The 15,489-nt window shown below is 46.3% G+C and carries 17 protein-coding genes and 1 tRNA gene; 4 read left to right on the top strand and 14 right to left on the bottom strand.

Translation table 11 applies throughout. The features are described from left to right. Positions 1 to 51: 51 nt before the first annotated feature. From DQG13_RS08295 to DQG13_RS08320, 6 genes are all read right to left on the bottom strand, one after another. Complete coding sequence (locus DQG13_RS08295) at positions 52 to 1,506, bottom strand: TOTE conflict system archaeo-eukaryotic primase domain-containing protein (RefSeq protein ID WP_113019282.1); 1,455 nt, start codon at positions 1,504 to 1,506, stop codon at positions 52 to 54. Positions 1,507 to 1,615: 109 nt separating this feature from the next. Further along, the gene (locus DQG13_RS08300; RefSeq protein ID WP_181592647.1) at positions 1,616 to 2,131 is read right to left on the bottom strand and encodes a helix-turn-helix domain-containing protein; all 516 of its coding nucleotides are present in this window, start codon (positions 2,129 to 2,131) and stop codon (positions 1,616 to 1,618) included. Positions 2,132 to 2,212: 81 nt separating this feature from the next. Further along, positions 2,213 to 2,473, bottom strand: coding sequence for a hypothetical protein (locus DQG13_RS08305; RefSeq protein WP_113019284.1), 261 nt, complete (start codon positions 2,471 to 2,473; stop codon positions 2,213 to 2,215). 188 nt (positions 2,474 to 2,661) lie between these two features. Further along, on the bottom strand, positions 2,662 to 3,255 hold the full coding sequence (locus DQG13_RS08310; RefSeq protein WP_113019285.1) for a hypothetical protein: 594 nt from the start codon (positions 3,253 to 3,255) through the stop codon (positions 2,662 to 2,664). Positions 3,256 to 3,348: 93 nt separating this feature from the next. Continuing rightward, positions 3,349 to 3,600: a hypothetical protein gene (locus DQG13_RS08315; RefSeq protein WP_113019286.1), complete on the bottom strand. Its 252-nt coding sequence runs from the start codon at positions 3,598 to 3,600 to the stop codon at positions 3,349 to 3,351. A 308-nt stretch (positions 3,601 to 3,908) separates the two neighbouring features. Then, a complete protein-coding gene (locus tag DQG13_RS08320; RefSeq protein WP_113019287.1) occupies positions 3,909 to 4,106 on the bottom strand; it encodes a hypothetical protein in 198 nt (65 codons plus the stop codon). A 288-nt stretch (positions 4,107 to 4,394) separates the two neighbouring features. Here DQG13_RS08320 and DQG13_RS08325 point away from each other — a divergent pair, with 288 nt between their 5' ends. The 3 genes from DQG13_RS08325 (at position 4,395) to DQG13_RS08335 (ending at position 6,310) form a co-directional block, all read left to right on the top strand. Continuing rightward, on the top strand, positions 4,395 to 4,613 hold the full coding sequence (locus tag DQG13_RS08325) for a helix-turn-helix domain-containing protein (protein WP_113019288.1): 219 nt from the start codon (positions 4,395 to 4,397) through the stop codon (positions 4,611 to 4,613). 244 nt (positions 4,614 to 4,857) lie between these two features. Further along, on the top strand, positions 4,858 to 5,877 hold the full coding sequence (locus tag DQG13_RS08330; RefSeq protein WP_258525541.1) for a tyrosine-type recombinase/integrase: 1,020 nt from the start codon (positions 4,858 to 4,860) through the stop codon (positions 5,875 to 5,877). 354 nt (positions 5,878 to 6,231) lie between these two features. Further along, positions 6,232 to 6,310, top strand: a tRNA-Leu gene (locus tag DQG13_RS08335). A gap of 48 nt (positions 6,311 to 6,358) precedes the next feature. Here the strand turns inward: DQG13_RS08335 and DQG13_RS08340 are convergent. The 7 genes from DQG13_RS08340 to DQG13_RS08370 form a co-directional block, all read right to left on the bottom strand. Then, positions 6,359 to 6,658: a DHHW family protein gene (locus DQG13_RS08340; RefSeq protein WP_113019289.1), complete on the bottom strand. Its 300-nt coding sequence runs from the start codon at positions 6,656 to 6,658 to the stop codon at positions 6,359 to 6,361. Between the two features lie 14 nt (positions 6,659 to 6,672). Next, positions 6,673 to 8,022, bottom strand: coding sequence for an MBOAT family O-acyltransferase (locus DQG13_RS08345; protein WP_113019290.1), 1,350 nt, complete (start codon positions 8,020 to 8,022; stop codon positions 6,673 to 6,675). 11 nt (positions 8,023 to 8,033) lie between these two features. Next, on the bottom strand, positions 8,034 to 8,639 hold the full coding sequence (locus DQG13_RS08350; protein WP_113019291.1) for an SGNH/GDSL hydrolase family protein: 606 nt from the start codon (positions 8,637 to 8,639) through the stop codon (positions 8,034 to 8,036). Positions 8,640 to 8,726: 87 nt separating this feature from the next. Continuing rightward, positions 8,727 to 10,478 (bottom strand): sensor histidine kinase, encoded by a 1,752-nt coding sequence (locus DQG13_RS08355; protein WP_113019292.1) that lies wholly within the window; start codon positions 10,476 to 10,478, stop codon positions 8,727 to 8,729. After that, positions 10,475 to 11,149 (bottom strand): response regulator transcription factor, encoded by a 675-nt coding sequence (locus DQG13_RS08360; protein WP_113019293.1) that lies wholly within the window; start codon positions 11,147 to 11,149, stop codon positions 10,475 to 10,477. The genes DQG13_RS08355 and DQG13_RS08360 overlap by 4 nt, the downstream gene beginning before the upstream one ends. A gap of 175 nt (positions 11,150 to 11,324) precedes the next feature. Next, complete coding sequence (locus tag DQG13_RS08365) at positions 11,325 to 12,938, bottom strand: ABC transporter permease (protein WP_113019294.1); 1,614 nt, start codon at positions 12,936 to 12,938, stop codon at positions 11,325 to 11,327. A gap of 23 nt (positions 12,939 to 12,961) precedes the next feature. Further along, on the bottom strand, positions 12,962 to 13,843 hold the full coding sequence (locus tag DQG13_RS08370) for an ABC transporter ATP-binding protein (RefSeq protein ID WP_113019295.1): 882 nt from the start codon (positions 13,841 to 13,843) through the stop codon (positions 12,962 to 12,964). A gap of 297 nt (positions 13,844 to 14,140) precedes the next feature. Between DQG13_RS08370 and DQG13_RS08375 the strand changes: the two genes are divergently transcribed. Beyond that, on the top strand, positions 14,141 to 14,737 hold the full coding sequence (locus DQG13_RS08375) for a TetR/AcrR family transcriptional regulator (RefSeq protein ID WP_113019296.1): 597 nt from the start codon (positions 14,141 to 14,143) through the stop codon (positions 14,735 to 14,737). A 128-nt stretch (positions 14,738 to 14,865) separates the two neighbouring features. Here the strand turns inward: DQG13_RS08375 and DQG13_RS08380 are convergent, their stop codons facing one another. After that, positions 14,866 to 15,336 carry a GreA/GreB family elongation factor gene (locus tag DQG13_RS08380; protein WP_113019297.1) on the bottom strand — a complete coding sequence of 157 codons (471 nt, stop codon included), beginning with the start codon at positions 15,334 to 15,336 and terminating at the stop codon, positions 14,866 to 14,868. Positions 15,337 to 15,489: the final 153 nt, after the last annotated feature.

The following is a 15,489-nucleotide window of genomic DNA, read 5'->3' on the forward strand; positions in this document are numbered from 1 at the left end:
TGTACGAAATGCCCTATAATAGGTTTATTTATATCTTTGAGGAGAAGTAAATCAGGCAGAATCAGTGTTATGCGCGCGGAACAACGCCTCAAACTGCCTGCGCGGAAGCATGGACCGCAATTCCCCGGTATCATAGAAGTGCTGTAAGCATTCCGCCATTCCCTCGCCTTCCTTCACTATGAAGGTTCCGCTTTCTCCGCAGGAAATGAGCATCCGGTACACGTTCGGCTTTTTGATCTTGGTCACGCTTGGTCGCTGGCTTCCCTTCGGACGCTTCTCCACAAGCTGATTCCGCGCGACAACTTCGACAATACCGGACTGGACCAGGCTGTCTAATTGACGGCGTGCTGTCTTCTCGTCCATCCCGGCCGCTTCCTTTATCTGCGCATAGGACATGTAGAACGCCCCGTTACCGCGCGCCCACCGCTTCGAGTGAATGAGCATGGCGTAAGCAAGCGCCTTCTGATTCTTCTGCGGGCATCGGCGCATGATGGCGTCTATCTCCGCAAAGGAAACCGTTATATCACGCTGCTCCTGCATAAGCGTAAGGTCTCGGTCGTACACGTAATCGACGCATTCCTGGAGATCCTGCGCACACTCGGCGGAACTGGTACCGTAATGCTCCGGATTCTGCCACGCAAACCACTCCGTAATAGCTTCGTGCGCTTCCCGGCGCTCCACTCCGTTGTGATTGAATAGGCGTGCCAGCAGTAAGAACGATTTATGCCGCTGCCCCGGTCCGGTTAGTCCGGTTGCGTACCGATCCGCTGCCCGCGATAAGAGGTAACTTTCCGACTGGTCGTACGTCTCTAGCGGACGATGGCGCGAAATTGCGTTCTCCATATCGGAAGCGTCTCGCTGGTCGTAGACGTATGCGCTATCCTCTCCGCAAATGGCGGCGATAATCTCCGGATCAACCTTCTCTATACCGAATAGGTGCGCCGTTGACGCTTCCGAGTCCATAACGGTCAATCCGTCGGAAACCGTACAGTAGCCGCAATAGTTTCCGGTTTTCTGATGGATGCCGAGCGGAAGCTTAACGCCTTGGTCGCCAGACGGCCGGTACTCTACCTTTCCGCCTGCTACGTCGCCAATGTCGGCCCGTTCGCAGATTACCTTATGAAACCGCCTTGCGTAGTCCAGCGGGACCGCCTTCGAGAAAAACACTTCAACGTGGTAACCCTTCCCACCGCTAAAGGATATGGCGTGACTTACGCCGAGTTCGTCCAATGTGGCGGTTAGTTTGTACGTCGCCCACTTCGCCTGACTCATGTCCGCGTAATCAACGTCGAAGCACACAAACTTCGTCCAGTACGTACCGGAGAACGTTCCCAGCGTTGTCCTTCCGTCCAGGTGCGCAGCTACGGAGTATTTGCGGATCGGCGTTTTGCGGCTGGATATCGTGGCGTAAGTTCCTCCGGCGTATTGCAGCAGGTAGTGGTGATTCTGGATTAGGTAAAGGTCGAATAGGCGGTCAATGACGGAATTAGCGGCGTAACGGCCCATTATCGAGCCTCCTTCCCATTCCGAGAGATATAAATAAACCTCTTATAGGGCATTTCGTACAGGAGTCGGCGCAGAGACCGGTTAAAGCCCCCGCGCCTTTACCTCCGCTCTAATCCAGAATGTGAGTGGTAAGCCCCTGGTCCTTGCACAGTCTCTCGGCTGCGTCAAGATTAGCCTCCAGTCCACCGCCAAAGTTAACCACGGCTATCGGCTGTTCGATACGCCTTAATAGAAACACGGAATCGTCCGGCTTAATCTCGATCAAAACGTCTGCTTCCGCCTCCATCCGAAGCGGCCGGGTTTCGCGGAGCAGTTCGATAAAGTCGAGGTAATTGCAGTAAGCAGCCTCGAGTACCTTTGCGGACTTTACCGGCTCCCCCTTTTCAAACCGGCGCAAAGTGCTACGGGAAACTCCGACCCTATATGCGGTTTGTTCCGCGGTCAAGTGCGCCTTCTCCCGGCGATCCTTTAACACCGCACCAACATCCGCCCACTCTTCGGACATTTTCTCGACATACTCCTCGCGGGTAAGCGTCGGCTCAACCCCATGCTCATCGAGAATCTGCTGCTCCTCTTCCTTCGTCAAACGTTGTCCTTCGCTATACACCAGTGCCAGCTTTGTCATTCTCCATCGCTCCCTTTTCGGTTGTTTTCCTTCTACTGAAGTATTACCTGCGGACATCTGGTTTCGCGCATTTCAGCGGAATTATTTTTTGATTACCAGCGAGTCAAAGATTCTGTAAGAAATATCGCCAGACGTGAAGGTTCCATACAAGCCAGTCGGTGGCGTCCCTGAACCGAAGAATTTACCGATCAACACAGTGGGACCATGATAAACCTGGGCGTGCGGACGTTGCCGGGCGAAGTCTCTAAAGAAGTCGGACAACACCTCCGTCACATTCTCCGGATCAAAGTGGATAAGCGGTTCCTCTTCGTCCGGCACAATATAGGCTCGCTTTTCAAACATTTACTCCCTCCTCGAAAAAATAATTTAGGTTGGGGTGAAACTTTGGCGCGTCCACCCCGTAGAAATATGCAGGACAAGCAAGAAAGCGCCGCATGGCGGTCCGTGGCGATGGAGCAGATGTTGGCGCAAATGCTCCCGGAACTACGGCGCCCTCAAATTTGAGGTGGTCGGGGCGAGAAGAGAAGAGATCAGATGATATCCCGTATATCTCCGTAACGCTTGGCGTCGTAACGGCGGGAGAGTTTTTCAAGGCTCCTAAAAATATAGGAGTGGTGAATACCATTAGCGTCGGCAAGTCGGTTAATGGTACGGTGATTCGGCAGGTCCGCAATGATTGCAGTCATACGCGGACTTAGCCCGGAAGCAGGATCAGTAAGGAGAGCGGCGCAAACACTGGCGGCTCTCTTTTTGCGTTCAGCGTCGAGATACAGGACTTCGGGAGTCGTACGGTCGATTAGCGGTTCAGGCGGAATGTCGAAATCGTCCGCAAATGTGTACGCCCTGCTACGGTCGCGCATCTTCTTCCGGATAAAGCTGGCGCGAGCATAGCGTAAGGCTCCAGACAAGTAGGCGCTGAATCCCTCCGTTACGGGGCGTTGCAGGACGTTCAGGAGCGTATCGTCAAACAGTGTCAGCGCGTCGTTATCGTCGCCCAAGCTGGATGAGCGGACTTTATAAGCGTGGAAGCTGCGAAGCCGTGATGTAAGTGCGTAAACCGTCCCAAACGCCTGCGGGCTTCCTGTGCTGCGGTATTCTGTGAGTGCGGCGGACAATTCGTCCATATGACGCCTCCTTTGCGGAAAAATGGGCGTAGCAAAGTGAGCGGGCGTAACTGCGTTCCCACTAAGAGAGGTTAGGTTCATCTTGAACCAGAGTTAAGCCGCGGATTGGTGGCGGCGTAATACCGCGTCCTTGTACGCCAACAAGCGTATGCCCCGGCGCAGATTCTTGCGGGACAATCCATCCGCTGTAAACCGATCGTATTTGCGCAGGAACCACGTTAACCGATCTGCTGTTGTTTTCGTCATGGTGCGTCCTCCTTTCGGCCAATTTTCGATACGCAGCGTTTCGGTCCGGTCAAACTCGGAAGTGGCGTTGTTCCAAACCCGAATATTGAGTGTCTTCATATTATCGCAGCTCCTTTCTGAATTGGTTGTTTCCAGGTGTCCAATACTGACAAACTGGACATTTCCACCTGGTTCATTTGGGCCACCTGAACATGCAGGTGTTGTTTTTCCAGCAGTTGCAGTAATGCTACATCTATATAAAGTGAAGGCAGCGCCTTCAACGTAGGTGGACGCTAAACTGCGTCCCTATAACGGATATCCGCGACCATCCGAAGAAACCCTATCTGCAGATCTGCACTAAGGGTTACTCCGTAGGTTTCAATCGTTCCGCAGCGAGTCCGAGGCGCAATAGCGCTCATCAGGCGGAATCAAAACAACCGCTCAATCTCATCCATAACCTCCGCCAAAGCTTCGAGCCTTCCGCGCTTCCATTCGATTGTGCATGTCGATAGCGGATTAAGGGCGTCAGCTTCAGCTTTAGCGAGGGATTGCGTCCATACTTCGTGCCGGATGCGGAGGATTTCGCGATATACTGCGAGTTTAATTTCAGCGTCAGATTTCGGCATGATTGCGGCCTCCTACGATATAAGATGGCGGAGAGTTTCGGATAAAATAAAGGCGACGGTTTGCGCCAGAATGCGGGAAGCGTTGGACTTGCGGGAAGTGGCGTGTCTATGTGATCTGCTGGGAAGTTGAGTAGCGGGATTCATAATGAAACCTCCTCAATTGATTAACGTATATTATTTAACGTCTATCGTTAACGTCAGTATATAACGCCTGATGATAAACGTCAATAGATTATTTCCCATTGTTTAGTATTGCGGTATACTTTTCTTGAGGTGGTGTGCTTGGCTATGCTGATTACTCTTCAAAAAACACTAGACGTTGAAGGGATTACGAAAGGTGCGCTTGCTCGAGAAGCAAAGGTCCGCCCCAACTTTGTATATGAACTGTGTGAAGGAAAGACCAAGCGAATCGACCTAGACACGCTCAATAAGCTGATAGATACCTTGAACGAGATGTCAGGCAAAGAGTATGATCTATCCGCTGTTCTCGAATACAAACCGGAATAACACGCTGTTTTACCGTCATAAACACGCGGAAATAGCCGCGCAGACTGCCGGAAGGGTAAACGTAGCCCCTCCGCTCTCTGGCGGCTATTTTCGTGCAAATTTTACGTTAAACCGCGTCAAGCTTCGTTAATGCTTCGTTCTAGTTCGCTTTATTACGTCGGTACTTCGTTAATTTAATGCACTAAAGTACTTGATTGCAAATTCCGATATACCATACGACAACTATGATAGGGGAGCGCCCACTTTGAGAACACCTAAATTTATCTTCATCAGTAAAAATACCAAGCCCATTAAAATTGACCTGAAGCTACAAATTGATAACTTTATCTTTGTAAAGCGTACCGAACGTAGATCGCAAAAGACTATTAAGGCGTACTCTCATACACTTAATCAGTTTTATAAGTGGATTGGTGCTACAAGTAAAAAAGTCGATCCGGATACAATGAGGGATTACATTAATTACCTTATGACAATCAAGACAAGATGGGATGACCATCCAACAAGCCCAAACAGCGGTGTCGGTTTATCAGCTCGTTCAATTAACAATACAACCAGAAATTTGCGTATATTTTTCAATCACCTTGTCCGCGAAGAAATCATTCCAGTTTCTCCAATGGAGAACATAAAATATCAGATCGAAGAGAACAATTTCAAGATCATTTCGGAGGAGGAAATCGAGAAACTAATCGGGGCAATAAATACTAAAGTATATACTGGTCGCCGCGATCTGTGTATGATCCTGGTTTTATGCGATACGGGACTTCGGCGGGGCGAGTTAACTGAACTGAAGGTATCAGACATTGATTTAAAGATGCGACATATAACCGTTCGTGCGGAAGTATCCAAAACAAATAAACCGCGTGTTATTCCGCTGTCCTTGCGAACTGCCTCTGAGCTGGCGAAGTTGATCGAATTTATGGGCACGGACGATGATGATTATGTATGGTTAAATCAGTTTGGCAACAGGTACTACGCTGACACATTCGCCAAGATGTTAAAGAACTACGCCAAGATAGCCGGAATATCAACGGATAATATATCGCCCCATAAGTTCCGCCATTACGCGTGCTTAAACTTGTTAAAATCCGGCATGGACGTTCTAGCTGTTGCGCGCATACTCGGACATTCTAGCGTTGATGTTACACGCTTGTATGCCCGATACAACGTTGAAGATATACGGTTGCAGCACGAAACTGCTTCGCCAGTAAGTCGCATTCTTTCTAAGACAACGGCAAACAGACGCGGACCACGGAAGTATAAGTGATTTACCGTGTTTTTCACGTTGAAATGACGGGCTAAGTTGAACTTAGGGCGTAGTTATACAAAGGCTCAACTTTGAGTTGTCCCCAAAGCGTGGTACGTACCACGTTCCAACTTTGGATAGTCGGAGAGCACCGTTTCGTGTGCTCAACGCAAAATTGCGTTCAGTAGTATGCCGGATTGACAGCGTACCCCCACATCCGCTATACTATTCCTTACGTTGAGATGCGCTCGACTAGGCGCGTTCGACTCATACGCGCTCGACTCATTTGCGGATGATTGTCCGCTGATTTAACGGAATCGAGCGGGGTAAGCCGAATAATGTGCGGTGAAAAGGCGTAGGATTGGCGTAAAATATGCCGGTGTGGCGGAATGGCAGACGCGCTCGACTCAAAATCGAGAGGGAAACCGTGGAGGTTCGAGTCCTCTCACCGGTATCATATTTTAAGCCCAATTAGAATGTCCTGCGAAGAAATCGCAGGACATTACCTTTTTTTCGGGGTTGCTTCTAAACGCACCGTAAGTTCATGCAACATATGAACCCAAAAGTTTCGGAAAGGAAATTGATCCGAAAAATAAGCCTCGACCTGAGCCTCATAACTGCCATTTAATACTTTTTCCATATGAAACGCAGGCCTTTGCGCTAAGTAACGCCGCTCCTCCTTGGAAAAGGTTTTATCCGGCAGAGCCAGATGCAGTACAAACAGGGCAAGCATAAATAAAAGCGGAAGCATACACAGGATATTCGGCAATATGGTAAACATGTTTTTGGTATTTGTCCGCATATCCATCCTCCAGGCTAAAACCGAAAATATATAAACGGGTTATAGGTAGAACTGACCATATATGCCGCCAAAATAAATAGGAGTGCACAATAATACATGTTTGCTGCCAATCTGTAAATATTGCAATCCATTCTTATAAAGAATAATCCCCGTATCTTCAGCCAAGGTGAAGCGGCAAGAATACAAACCATATATATGAAGGCATAGGCTTTCAGCTTCACAATTGCTTGGTTATCAATAAGCCCGTTGTCTCCCATTCCAAACATGATCCGCAGAAAATTTACCCCCTCCGTCAGGTCAGTAAATTCAAAGAACACCCAGCCTATAACAACCAACAGCAATACGTATATATGGCGGGCAGCCTTTGGCCATCGTGTCATGCTTTTTTGCAAAAACAATTTTTCTATTCCTATTAATGCTCCAAAATAAAGCCCCCATAAAACAAAATTCCAGCTTGCGCCATGCCAGAGCCCGGTGAGAAACCATACAATGAACAGGTTCCGCATCAGTTTCAGCTTGCCCGCGCGGCTTCCGCCAAGAGGAATATACACATACTCCTTAAACCAGGACCCCAGGGAGATATGCCACCTTCTCCAAAATTCCGAGATACTTTGGGCAATGTAGGGATACCGAAAGTTTTCCTTGAACCGGAATCCAAACATGTTTCCCAATCCGATGGCCATATCTGAATATCCGCTAAAATCGAAATAAATCTGCAGGGCAAAGGCAATCATTCCGGTCCATGCCATAAACACTGAAACCTCCGTACCGGGCATGGCTTTAACTTCGGACCACAGCAAGCCTATCTGATTGGCAAGAAGCACTTTTTTCCCCAGGCCGTGCAGAAAGCGCCGCATTCCGGAGCTGAATTGCTCGAAATTTATGCTCCTGCCCGCTAACTGGGATTCAATGTCTGCATATTTCACAATAGGCCCGGCGACCAGCTGCGGAAACATAGCAATATAAAGAGCAAAAAGGATCGGGTTTTTCTGCGGCTTTATGTTTCCCCTGTACACATCAACTACATAGGATAACGTCTGAAAGGTGTAAAATGAAATTCCTATGGGGAGCCTGCCGAGATATTTAAAATAAGCGAGACAGCCTAAATTGAACACCAGGCTTATGATGAAAAAAAGCCGTTTTTTTCGCCGGCCGGCATCATCTCTACCTAATAAAATGCCTATACAGTAATTGATCATTATGGAGCCGCACATCAATAATACATAGACAGGCTCTCCCCAGACATAAAAAAACAGGCTTGCCGCAAGCAGCACAATACTCCTCAAAGATTTTCCCGACAAATAATATAGAACGACTGTGACCGGCAAAAAACCAAAGGCAAAGAACAGGCTGCTGAAAACCATGGTCTCCTCCGCTACAAGGATTCGGAGAGCTTCTTCAGCCACAGTTGATAAAATTCTTTCTTGAAATGAATACCATCTTCGGCAAATAAAGCGGAGGACTCCTTGGCCAGTGCGCCTATGTCTACATAATGAACGGCTAACTTGTCCGCCAATTCCTCTAAAAGCCCGTTATATTCCTCTATTCTTTGATAGCGGGGCTCTTGTTTTAAGGCCTCCTCTGTTACAGGCGTTATGGATTGGAGATATATTTTAGAGCCGGGCAGCTCTTCCTTTATCTTGTTAATCAGCTTCGTTAAATCATTTCTGAATAATTCTTTAGGATCATCCACAGGCATGAGGATATCAACCGACCCCAACATAATGAAGACATTATCCGGTTTCCTTTCAACAAAAGCGTCAATGTCATCATAAGAAAAGCCTGCAGTTGCTCCCGCCCCGGCGATCACCCATTCTTTCGGCAGGATTTCATTAAAGGCAAAACCCTCGGTAATGGAATCCCCCATAAATACACTGTTCTTAAACTGAGCGGAAGCGTCTTTTTCAGCAGGTTTAGTTCCACAGGCAGCCATACCAATCAGAAACATGCCTATGAGCAAGCAAGTCATTATTTTTTTCATATCCATGCCCTCTTTCTTTATGAGATACACAGATATTACAGCAGCGAAATGCAGAACAGATGCAGATGAGATGAAGTTCGGATATTTTTAATGGTCTGTAGGATAGGGCTGTACCGGCAATGAAAAGAAAAAGCGGACGCCGTCCTTTGTATTTTCTACACCATAAACCGCATGATGAAGCTCCAGTATTTCCATGGCTATGGAAAGTCCAAGACCCGTACCTGCTTTGGAAGCCCGCGCCTCCACACGGTAGAATTGATTCCATATCTTTTTCTTGTCTTCCTCTGCTATCGGCTTCCCTTGGTTTTCGACACTGATTTCCGCCGTCTGTCCATTGCTTTGTACAGCAATGACAATAGCATGGCCATTCTCCGTATGCCGGATTGCATTGCTGAGAAAATTAGTCATCACGCGACTGATTAGTCCTTTATGCCCCACCACCATTTGAGAACAAAGGTTTAATGTAAGCGAGAGCTGTTTCTCCTGTATTTGCTCACCCAACGATCTGCATACTTCGATAATCGCTTTATCGATTTCAAAAGGAGCCATTTCCGGCTTGTAGGTGCCCGATTCAAACTTAGCCAGATCCAGCATATTCACAATCAGCAAATCCGTCCGCTCTATTTCGTCTTCCATTGCCTGAAAGTAATGTTCCCTTTTTTCAACGGCAATTCCGTCTTTTAAAATCGATAGGCAGCTTTTCATAACAGCAAGCGGCGTTTTCAGCTCATGGGATACCCCGGCAATAAATTCCCTGCGGGTAGTTTCCAACTGCTTCTCTTTATCAAGATCCTGCTTCAGCTGGCCAATATACGCTTCCATCTGGCTGGACAGGTAATTGATATTTCCGGATAATTGGCCGATTTCATCTTCGGAATGCACCGGCAGCTTTTCCGTAAAATCCATTTTTGCGATTTTCCCTGTAATCTGGTTGATGGATATCAGCGGTTTAGCCAGCCACTTTGAAAAAATAAAAGCCAAAACGATAATACACAGAAAAGCAAATCCAAAAAAGTAAGGATAGAATTGCCGGATCACCGCTATTGCTTCATCAACCGGCTGAAGAGAGGTCATCGCAAAAATGTATCCCGTTCCTCCATTTTCAATAACCGGTTTAATGATTATCCTGTATTGCACAAAATTTGCTGTTGCGCTAAGCTCTTCCGTACTCTGAAGAGGTTTCGCATTATCCGCCAGCAGGGCGGCTTGAAATTGTTTGACCTGTTCCAAAAAATAACCTTCCTGGTAAAGAAACGCTATATCCTCCCTGCGCTCCGGAAACATCGTTTTCACGACCGTACCCTTGTACAGGCCAGTGCTGAGATGACGATAAGCTTGGTCGGCATGAGGACCATGCAGCTTGTTGGCAATGTTTAAATCGATGATTCCCGTCGAATGGGTCTGTATATGGTAAGGTATCCTTTCATCCGCAATATTAACGGTATCAATAATGACCTCATCGCCGACCTTTAGGGAAGAGAGCACATCGGAAGAAAATTCCCCTGCAAAGGAGTACATTGGGATTCGCAAATTATCCTGGGATTCATTCTTCAATTTCACATCGATATAGTAATTTTCTACATCCCGAATACGCCCATATTGGTCCAATTTTGTCATCCAGACCTGGTTATTCTTATATAGCTCAACCGATGCCGCTTCTGCCCCTTTTTTCGCTGCCAGATCGGAGTACTGGTTCATATTGATTTTGAGCGTTTCCGACTTCTTATTTATATAATATTTCTCAAAAAAGTAATTCTGCGTAATGCCAATGACCAAAAGCATCGTTGAAAATAATAATGCTGTCAGCACAAACCATTTCAAAACAATGCTTTTTTTCATAGCTGTTCCTCTACGAATTTATATCCCGACCGGATAACCGTAACAATGCAGCTGCCTCTGCTGCCCAGCTTGGCACGCAGGTTTCTGATATGGCTGTTCATTGTCTTTTCATCACCATAAAAATCATATCCCCATATTCTAGAGATTAATTGCTCTCTGGTTATTACAATCCCCTTATTTTGCATGAGGTACGCGAGAATCTCAAATTCCGTATGAGTCAGAGTAATGGTATTTCCATCTACAGAAACAAGCCTTGCTCCCATATTGATGACAATATGGCCGTCTGATATGGGCATTCCATCCATCCCGCCCGAGTATTTTTCCAGGAACCGTTTTACTTTTGCCATTAAAACACGGGGGCTATATGGCTTGACCAGATAATCGTCCGCTCCCAGCTCATATCCCAGGAGAGAGTCATCCTCGTCCGAACGGGCGGTTAAAATGATGATAGGGACACTGGAATGTTTCCGTATTCGGCGGCATACTGACCAGCCGTCAACCTTCGGCAGAACAATATCCAAGATAACTAAATCAACCGAGTTGGATTGAAACAGCTCTACAGCTTTTTCCCCGTCGGCGGCCTCCAATACCTGATACCCATCCTCAATGAGATAGTCCATGATCACTTCACGTAAAATATCCTCATCTTCAACAACCAAAATTTTATTCATCCCATACCTCGATCTGTGGCCTTATGAATTTATTATAGAGATTCACCGATGAAGTTGCGAATCTGTTGCCATTGCGTATGCCGCGGCGTCCTGCCGCCCTCGGCCAACGTTAAAATGAGGACGTGAATAGCTCACGTCCTCATTCCATTCCCAACCTCCCCAGTTCCCGAGGTCGTTAAGCTCCTTCCACCATATCCCGTTTGTGATAGCCCATATAGCCAAGTACCATCAAGACAATACTGATCACGGTCATAGTAATAAAGATTACTCCATCAAACTGATCCATTGGCATCCGCGGAATCCAGCTTTGAACCGCTGTTTTTGAAAACCATTCCGGCAAATCCAAAATCCCGCCAAAGTAGTTTAATGCAAAAGAATAGCCAAGATATACATAAATCACTTTACCCAGTTTTGGCGCCCAGCCTAAAGCCAAAGCTGCAAGTCCTGTAAAAAACAGCACAGAGGGCAAGAAATTATAGCCTGCGGCCAAAAAATCCCCCATATCCATAGATGAGCCATCACCCATTGCAGAAATTGCCGTACCGCCAAGTCCGCCTGAAGCCAGCAAAATCCCAACAACTCCAGCAGCGATTGCCAAAATGACACTCGTCCAATAGAGCTGAGCCCGAGTCACTTTTGTAGCATAAAGCTGGCTCAAATGCAGCCGCACTTCTTCCGAGAAAAGTTTATTGACAATGGCAATGGGTAAAATAGAAACCAATCCTATCATGACCATCATAATGGTTCCCGTAAATGAGGCTTCGATTGAAACGCCTGCTATCGTAAACATTTGACTCATCATTTCATTGCTTTCAAGGAAAGTCTGCATATCTCCATAAATCGAACCATAGGCTGCTCCCATGATTACGAAAGCAATTAACCAGCTAATCACTACGCCTTTGTTCAGCTTGATAAACAAACCAGGGATGGACAGCAAGGATTTTTTGGCTGTCTCCCGCCCTTCTCTTTCCGGTAAATAACCAGCCCCCATATCCCGACCGCCCTCAAGGGCAAAAGCAATGATCACCGCAATAACACTGAAGGCTGCGGCCAAAATCAGGGGTATCCAATTGTTTTCAGTAAATGGATAAGTCAGATAAGTCCAACCCATTGGATTGATCATCGATAAATTGACATTGGACACATCTGTACCAGCACGAACAATATAGAGCAATCCTACAATTCCAAGCGATGAACCAGTTGCACCGGATGAGGTTGGCATAATTTGCGCCATAACTAAGGCAATTACAGCTCCCAAAATACCAGCTATCCCCACTGATGCGCCAAACAGGAATGATCCTCCGGCCGAAATCGTATCAACGCCAAAGCCAGTCATAACCCCGCCAATAAGAAGCGCCATTAAAATATTGATAAGCACTACTTCGGCAATCACAGCAAGCGAATTGGCTTGGCGGCCGACTTGAAAGGAGCGCACCAGCTCAGTAAGCCCATGATCCTCTTCCTTGCGGGTATGGCTCACAACATGCAAAGCAGCTATGATCATCGCAAACAAACCACAGAATAGCAGCATTTCGTGTGCATACATGGCACCCAAAGTATAATCAGCCGCGGTGCCGACCGGTGTCGGACCAACCATAGAGATCATGGCGGGATTTTGCAAGGTTTCATACATCCCCTGCAAACCTTCCCCCTTGCCGATTTCTTCAAAGGCCGGAACATAAGCAGCTGAGAACAAACCCAGACCTAAAATCCAGATAATGATTTTTTTCCAATCACGTTTCAAATACTGCACAAATAGTACATTCCAACGTGCAAATTTTTCTTTCATCGCGTTTTCCTCCGTTCCCACTCTTAGACTTCATAATGCCGCATGAACAAGTCTTCAAGCGTTGGCGGTACAGATTCAAACTTCTTCACACCCAATTTTGCGGCTTCGGACAGAATTTCATTGATAAATTGGTTATCCGCAGAGAATGTCGCTTGATTGTCCTTTTGCTTGAAATCATGGACACCGTTAACGGATGCCATCTTAACCACATCACCTACGGTTACCAAAGTAACAGTAGAACGTGTTAAGTGACGCAATTCATCCAACGTCCCCGTTTCAACGACCTTTCCTTGGCGAATAATGACCACCTTATCCGCTAAACGCTCCACTTCGCTCAAAATATGGGAGGATAGTAAAATTGCTTTCCCTGTGTGCTTGATCTTTTCTACCTCATCTTGGAAGACGGCTTCCATCAAAGGATCAAGACCGGAAGTTGGTTCATCGAAAATATACAAATCCGATTCAACTGACAACGCCGCAATCAAGCCGACCTTTTGCCGATTGCCTTTTGAATAGCCTTTTGCTTTCTTCTTAGGGTCCAGTTCAAAACGCTTAATTAAATAGTCACGTTTATTCTTATCTCCGCCGCCATGCAATTTAATAAATAGATCAATAATTTCGCCACCCGTTAAGCTGCCCCAAAGCGCCACATCACCTGGAACATAAGAAATTCGTTTATGAATCTCAAGGCTATCCTTCCAAACGTCTTTGCCAAAAATTTTTACTTTACCGGCATCGCGGTTAATAATTCCCAACAAAGTACGAATCGTTGTTGACTTGCCTGCACCGTTTGGTCCAATAAAGCCCACAACTTCTCCAGCCTTTACTGTGAATGTCACGTCGTGCAATGCTTTAAACTTGCCGAAACTCTTTTGTAGCCCTTGCACTTCTACAATTTTATCCATAGCACTAAAACTCCTTTTTAAACAGTTTTAGTAACGTGCTTTCCAGTTTAAGGCAAAGCTTAAATCCGGAGAAAAAATAATGAACTCTTAACAGTATTAAGAATCCATATTCTCATATTTTCGCTTTGTTTTAAACCAAAGTTCATTTACAGATTCAGTTATACACCTTTTTATTAGCCCAGTCAATTAAAAATGCATGAGTTTTGAACTTTCATTCGTTTGATAATTCATAACTATTGCTATATAATTAGGAAAGAAAATTTTTTATTCATTAAGGATAGAAAGCAGGAATTGGGAATGAATGGATTTGAACGGCGCACACAGGAGAAGAAAAATCAAGTTTTGGAAGCGACTTTTAACTTGATAAATACAGATGCCGGCGTGGAAAATTTAACAATGGATGAGATTTCCATAAATTCTAAGGTTGGAAAAACAACAATTTTTAAATATTTCGGGAGTAAAGAAAATCTTATCCATGAGGTTTTTAAGTATTTTTTGAATAAAATGGGGGAAACCGCCCGAGGAATCATGGCCGAAAATAAACCTTTCGAAGAAACCCTCATTGCCATGAGTCAGAACAAAATCAATTATCTGGAAAAAGTGAATAAGCAGTTTTATTTGGATTTAATGGACTTTTTCACCAAAAAGGGTGATGATGGCTTATCTTTGATGATGCGGCAATACGCCAGCGAAAGCTTTAGCCTTATGCTGGATTTATTCCACCGCGGACGTAAAGAAGGCAAGGTTGATTTGAAATATTCCGACGAATTTCTTTTGATTTATTTCCAGGCCCTTGTAGAAGGCATCTCCAGCCCTCACATCTACGAGAGGATTACTCCTTATACAGCCCAATGGACAGAATTGCTGATTAAAGGGATTGCACCGAATAAATAAACCCACAGAAAAACCCGGCTTCCAGGGCCGGGTTTTGTTGGCCATAATAATGGAATTCCCCGCGGGAGATATGCCTGCCCCCAGATTAGTGCCCAATTCCCAACAGATCCATTTCCTTAAAATTCAAGCTACTCCCCCTCTCCTGCTGTAAGCGCTGTTTCGGACAGGCTGATCCGGTCAATTCTTACAGAGAGCTTGCCGGAGGGGGTCTGGACATGAACCGTCTCCCCGCATGGCTTCATCAGGAGTCCCCTTCCCATGGGCGACAGGAAAGAAACCGGGCATTCTCCGGAATCGTCCTCAGGAAGGACTGCATGATGGGGACTTATAATCGTTAAAGTTTCAGTGGACATATCGTCCAGGTAGGAGATGCATACGCGGCTGCCTACAAGCACCTTCTCGCACCAGCGTTCTTCCTCACTGGCCAGATAGCTCTTCAGGACTTCAATATAGTCGCAGAGGAGCTGATCCGCTTGGGACCGCCCGCTGCCGAAGTCGGGGAAATAAGCGTCAAGAAACCGGGGCCTCTCATCATCAAACATAACCAGCTGACGGACAAAAAGCTCACGCCAAACACTCTCCTTGACTCTAGGGTTCATAGTAGATATCACCTCCTAAATAAAGCATCTTGGACCTGATCATATCTTGCTTGGGTATAATCATAGCGCTTTCCTCCTCCATAGAAATAGAAGGCCCCTATAGGATATAGAGGCCTTGCTTCCATCTTACCAGCTGTGGCATTTATGTCAAGG

It is taken from the genome of Paenibacillus sp. YN15 (assembly GCF_003285005.1).
GTDB lineage: Bacteria > Bacillota > Bacilli > Paenibacillales > NBRC-103111 > Paenibacillus_AR.

Bases quoted from the DNA above. Each gene is read 5' to 3' on its own strand.
- DQG13_RS08355 (WP_113019292.1), bottom strand. From the start codon at position 10,478: ATGAAAAAAAGCATTGTTTTGAAATGGTTTGTGCTGACAGCATTATTA.
- DQG13_RS08325 (WP_113019288.1), top strand. From the start codon at position 4,395: ATGCTGATTACTCTTCAAAAAACACTAGACGTTGAAGGGATTACGAAA.
- DQG13_RS08365 (WP_113019294.1), bottom strand. From the start codon at position 12,938: ATGAAAGAAAAATTTGCACGTTGGAATGTACTATTTGTGCAGTATTTG.
- DQG13_RS08340 (WP_113019289.1), bottom strand. From the start codon at position 6,658: ATGCGGACAAATACCAAAAACATGTTTACCATATTGCCGAATATCCTG.
- DQG13_RS08300 (WP_181592647.1), bottom strand. From the start codon at position 2,131: ATGACAAAGCTGGCACTGGTGTATAGCGAAGGACAACGTTTGACGAAG.
- DQG13_RS08380 (WP_113019297.1), bottom strand. From the start codon at position 15,336: ATGAACCCTAGAGTCAAGGAGAGTGTTTGGCGTGAGCTTTTTGTCCGT.
- DQG13_RS08345 (WP_113019290.1), bottom strand. From the start codon at position 8,022: ATGGTTTTCAGCAGCCTGTTCTTTGCCTTTGGTTTTTTGCCGGTCACA.
- DQG13_RS08310 (WP_113019285.1), bottom strand. From the start codon at position 3,255: ATGGACGAATTGTCCGCCGCACTCACAGAATACCGCAGCACAGGAAGC.
- DQG13_RS08350 (WP_113019291.1), bottom strand. From the start codon at position 8,639: ATGAAAAAAATAATGACTTGCTTGCTCATAGGCATGTTTCTGATTGGT.
- DQG13_RS08360 (WP_113019293.1), bottom strand. From the start codon at position 11,149: ATGAATAAAATTTTGGTTGTTGAAGATGAGGATATTTTACGTGAAGTG.
- DQG13_RS08370 (WP_113019295.1), bottom strand. From the start codon at position 13,843: ATGGATAAAATTGTAGAAGTGCAAGGGCTACAAAAGAGTTTCGGCAAG.
- DQG13_RS08305 (WP_113019284.1), bottom strand. From the start codon at position 2,473: ATGTTTGAAAAGCGAGCCTATATTGTGCCGGACGAAGAGGAACCGCTT.
- DQG13_RS08295 (WP_113019282.1), bottom strand. From the start codon at position 1,506: ATGGGCCGTTACGCCGCTAATTCCGTCATTGACCGCCTATTCGACCTT.
- DQG13_RS08315 (WP_113019286.1), bottom strand. From the start codon at position 3,600: ATGAAGACACTCAATATTCGGGTTTGGAACAACGCCACTTCCGAGTTT.
- DQG13_RS08375 (WP_113019296.1), top strand. From the start codon at position 14,141: ATGAATGGATTTGAACGGCGCACACAGGAGAAGAAAAATCAAGTTTTG.
- DQG13_RS08320 (WP_113019287.1), bottom strand. From the start codon at position 4,106: ATGCCGAAATCTGACGCTGAAATTAAACTCGCAGTATATCGCGAAATC.